Source organism: Ilumatobacter sp. (assembly GCF_049588435.1).
Classification (GTDB): domain Bacteria; phylum Actinomycetota; class Acidimicrobiia; order Acidimicrobiales; family Ilumatobacteraceae; genus Ilumatobacter_A.
The window spans coordinates 1-3,792 of the sequence record NZ_JBAVYV010000466.1 but is presented as its reverse complement, the minus strand read 5'-3'; the positions used below and the strand labels follow the sequence as shown (position 1 = coordinate 3,792).

Sequence of the window (3,792 nt, the reverse complement as noted above, 5' to 3'; positions counted from 1 at the left end):
GCGAGGAAGCCGCTCGTTCGCTCGGGACGCGGGTCAACCTGACACGGCTCGTGAGCGTGCTCGGGATCACCCTGCTCTGCGGCAGCGCGGTCGCCGCGGCCGGTCCGATCGCGTTCGTCGGCCTCGTGGTGCCGCACGCCGTTCGGCTCTGGTTCGGCCCCGATCAACGTTGGCTGCTGCCTGCATCGGCCCTCACCGGCGCAGCGTTCCTCCTCGCCTGCGACACCCTCGGACGGATCGTCGCTCGCCCTGGCGAGGTGCAGGTGGGAATCATGACCGCAGCGATCGGCGGACCGGTGTTCGTCGTCCTCGTCCGTCGCACCCGGATGGCGCAGCTGTGACCGAGATCCTCACCCGCACCGAATCGCCGGCGACCACCTCACCGGCAACACCGCTGGCCGATGGCGCGACGCCGCAGCGCGTTCCGATCACGGGACGAGTGTTCCGCACCCGGAGATTCTCGGTACGCATCGATCCTCGGGCGATCACCGTGTGCCTGTCGCTCGCACTCGCCACCGTGGCGATCGGTCTCTGGTCGATCAGCGTCGGCGACTTCTCGATCCCCATCTCCGACGTGGTCGCCACACTCCTCGGCAATCCGACCGCCGACTCCGAGTTCATCGTCGGCACGCTCCGGCTCCCGCGAGTGCTCGTCGGCGCCGGTGTCGGCGCGGCCCTCGGAATGTCGGGGGCGATCTTCCAGTCGCTCGTGCGCAACCCGCTCGGATCGCCCGACATCATCGGCTTCACCAGCGGGGCTGCGCTCGGGGCCGTGATGGTGATCGTCTACCTGGGCGGAACGTCGCTCCAGGTTTCGATGGGTGCCGTGGCCGGCGGGTTGATCTCGGCGCTGGTCGTCTACCTGTTGGCCTGGAAACGGGGCGTTCAGGCGTATCGACTCGTGCTGGTCGGAATCGGTGCCGGATTCGCGATCACCGCGACCATCGACTACATGATCACCCGCGCCGACATCGTCGACGTGCAGCGTGCGGCGGTCTGGATGACCGGTTCGCTGAACGGACGGGGCTGGGACGAGGTCCGCATCGTGACGGTCGCGCTCGTCGTGCTCGGTCCGCTCGCCGTACTGATGCAGCGCAACCTCGATCGCCTCGACCTCGGTGACGACACCGCAGCGGCCCTCGGGATCGACGTCGGTCGGGCGAAATTGTCGCTCGTCCTCGTCGGCGTCAGCCTCGCGTCGCTCGGCGTCGCAGCGGCCGGACCGATCGCCTTCATCGCGTTCGTCTCCGGTCCGATCGCCCGACGACTCGTCAACTCGCCGCGAGCGTGCATCGTCCCGGCGGCCTTCGTCGGCGCGCTGGTCACGGCGACCGCCGATCTGGCGGCCCGACGCGTGATGGCGCCGACCGAGCTTCCCGTGGGGATCATGACCGCGCTGATCGGAGCGCCATACCTGCTGTGGCTGCTCACCCGCCAATCCCGAACCGGAGCGCTCTGATGACGTCCACCCCACCGCGCCTGCGCGCCGACGGGGTGACACTCGCCTATGACGACCACGTCGTCGTCGATCACCTCGACCTCGCGATTCCCGACCGCGAGGTGACCGCGATCATCGGCCCGAACGCATGCGGCAAGTCGACGCTCCTGCGCGCGCTGGCCCGTCTGCTCCGACCGTCGTCGGGGCAGGTCGTGCTCGATGGCGAACAGATCCACAAGCTGTCGACGAAGGAGGTCGCCCGGCGACTCGGGCTGCTGCCACAGTCGCCGATCGCTCCCGAGGGCATCACCGTCGTCGATCTCGTCGCCCGCGGGCGCACGCCGCACCAACGCCTGTTCCAGCAGTGGTCGGAGTCGGATGAAGCGGCGGTGCGCGCCGCGCTCGATGCGACCGGAACCGCCGAACTCGCCGAGCGGTCGGTCGACGAACTGTCCGGGGGACAACGCCAACGAGTGTGGATCGCGATGGCGCTGGCTCAGGAGACCGAGCTGATCCTGCTCGACGAGCCGACCACCTTTCTCGACATCGCGCACCAACTCGACGTACTCGACCTCGTCGATCAGCTCAACCGTGACCGTGGGCGGACCGTGGTCGTCGTGCTGCACGATCTGCACCTCGCGTGCCGGTACGCCACGTTCGTGGTCGCGATGCGCAACGGGTCGATCGTCGCCGCGGGCCGCCCCGCCGACGTGATCACCGCCGACACCGTGCGTGCCGTGTTCGGCCTGGAGTCGATGATCATCGACGACCCGGTCAGCGGCACCCCCCTCGTCGTCCCCATCAGCTCCCGCCACCCGGTCCCGGTCCGAAATTTCGAGCGATCGTGACGCAGGCCGTCCAGATCCTTCGAATTTCCTGAACGGCCGCCGCGTGCGTGCGCGAATTTCGAGCGATCGTGACGCCAGCCGTCCGGATCCGTCGAAATTTCGGAAGGGCGCGCGGCCGGGTGCGTCAGGTGGGGTCGACGAGGCGGTCTTGGACCAATTGCTTTTGTTGGTCGGTGAGCGGACGGTTGCTGCGCACGGTCACGGTCGTGACTCCGGTCGGATGTTCCTGGGATGCGAGATCCGGCAGGAAGACCACACCGGTCAGGCCGACGTCGTTGGAGGCGGTCGTCAAACGGCGTGAGGCATCGTCCTCCACGTCGTTCCAGTGCGCGGTCGGAATCGCGAGATCCGAGCTGGCCGCGAGCTGGGAGAAGTTGGTGACGCTGTCGATCGCGGCGTGACCGGCATGCCACGTCGCTCCCGCCTCGGTCCGGACACGGATCGATGCCGCGCCCATCAGGTCGATCGTCCCGTTGATCTCGTTGCCCGACATGGTGACGGTGACCTGGTCACCGACGGCATAACGGTCCTCGAGCAACGCCATCGTCCCGGCGAGCAGGTTCTTGATGATGTCCTGACCGGAGAGCGCGATCGCCACACCGATGAAGCCGGCACTCGAGATCGCGTAGACCGGATCGACACCGACGATGTGCAGCGCGAGGAGCACGGAACCGGCGACGACGAGCACCGTGACGAGATGGCCGAGCATGCGCGCGGCGGCATCGGCGCGCTGGCGACGGCGGACCTCGACGTCACTGTCGATGTCGTTGAGCCGACGCAGACGTCCGCGCCACGTACCGGGTCGGATCTGTGCGCGCCGTACGGCGCGGCGGGTCATCGCCTTGATCGTGAACCGCGCGCACCAGGCGATCAGGATCGCCGCCGGGACCAGCAATATCAATTGGATGATCGTGGTGAAGCCGCTCATGGTGATGGCCCTCTCAGCTCGAAAACTCTCTCCGTCGAACCTACGGCGGAGGGGCGGTGCGCCCGCGTCGGCCGAGCGAGACAGTCGTCTCACCCGCAGGCGTCGTTAGCCTGCCCCCATCGGTCGGATCAGCTCCATTCTCTCCTGGCTGCGCGCGGTCGTCACCGAGACGTACGAATCGTGGCGTTCGCACCGCACGATGCGCCTCGGGGCCGGTCTCGCGTACTACGGGCTCTTCGCCATCGTGCCGTTGTTCTCGATCAGCCTCGCGGTGGCGGGCCTCGTGATCGACCAGGCGGACGTGCAGAAACTGCTGGAATCCGTGCTCGACGACCTGGTCGATGCCGACGTGAGCGAGTTCGCCGCCAGCCTCACCGCCGGGATCGACTCGTCGACGACGATCAGTGGCCTCGGATTGTTCGGACTCGTCTCGTTGATCCTGTCGGCGTCGCTCGTGTTCGTGGCATTGCAGGACGCGTTCGACACGATCTGGGAACTCCCGGTCGCACGGGGAACCTGGTCGACGATGCGGCGACGATTCCTCGCCTTCGCGGTCGTTTTCCTCGCCGGCGCGGTGC

At 67.8% G+C, this 3,792-nt stretch carries 5 protein-coding genes; 4 read left to right on the top strand and 1 reads right to left on the bottom strand.

Annotated features, from left to right (window positions below):
* From WBV89_RS17840 to WBV89_RS17830, 3 genes are all read left to right on the top strand, one after another.
* Positions 1-341: FecCD family ABC transporter permease (locus WBV89_RS17840; protein ID WP_423982680.1), on the top strand; the 341-nt coding region annotated here is incomplete at its 5' end.
* Positions 338-1,459 (top strand): FecCD family ABC transporter permease, encoded by a 1,122-nt coding sequence (locus WBV89_RS17835; protein WP_423982679.1) that lies wholly within the window; start codon positions 338-340, stop codon positions 1,457-1,459. The genes WBV89_RS17840 and WBV89_RS17835, both read left to right, overlap by 4 nt.
* Positions 1,459-2,286, top strand: coding sequence for an ABC transporter ATP-binding protein (locus tag WBV89_RS17830; protein WP_423982678.1), 828 nt, complete (start codon positions 1,459-1,461; stop codon positions 2,284-2,286). Before WBV89_RS17835 ends, WBV89_RS17830 begins: the two co-directional genes overlap by 1 nt.
* Before the next feature lie 124 nt (positions 2,287-2,410).
* On the opposite strand, the gene WBV89_RS17825 is transcribed toward WBV89_RS17830, so the two are convergent.
* Complete coding sequence (locus WBV89_RS17825; RefSeq protein WP_423982677.1) at positions 2,411-3,214, bottom strand: mechanosensitive ion channel domain-containing protein; 804 nt, start codon at positions 3,212-3,214, stop codon at positions 2,411-2,413.
* A gap of 199 nt (positions 3,215-3,413) precedes the next feature.
* Here WBV89_RS17825 and WBV89_RS17820 point away from each other — a divergent pair.
* Positions 3,414-3,792, top strand: a 379-nt coding sequence (locus WBV89_RS17820; protein ID WP_423982676.1) for a YhjD/YihY/BrkB family envelope integrity protein, incomplete at its 3' end; no start/stop codon positions are given.

Bases quoted from the DNA above. Each gene is read 5' to 3' on its own strand.
- WBV89_RS17825 (WP_423982677.1), bottom strand. From the start codon at position 3,214: ATGAGCGGCTTCACCACGATCATCCAATTGATATTGCTGGTCCCGGCG.
- WBV89_RS17830 (WP_423982678.1), top strand. From the start codon at position 1,459: ATGACGTCCACCCCACCGCGCCTGCGCGCCGACGGGGTGACACTCGCC.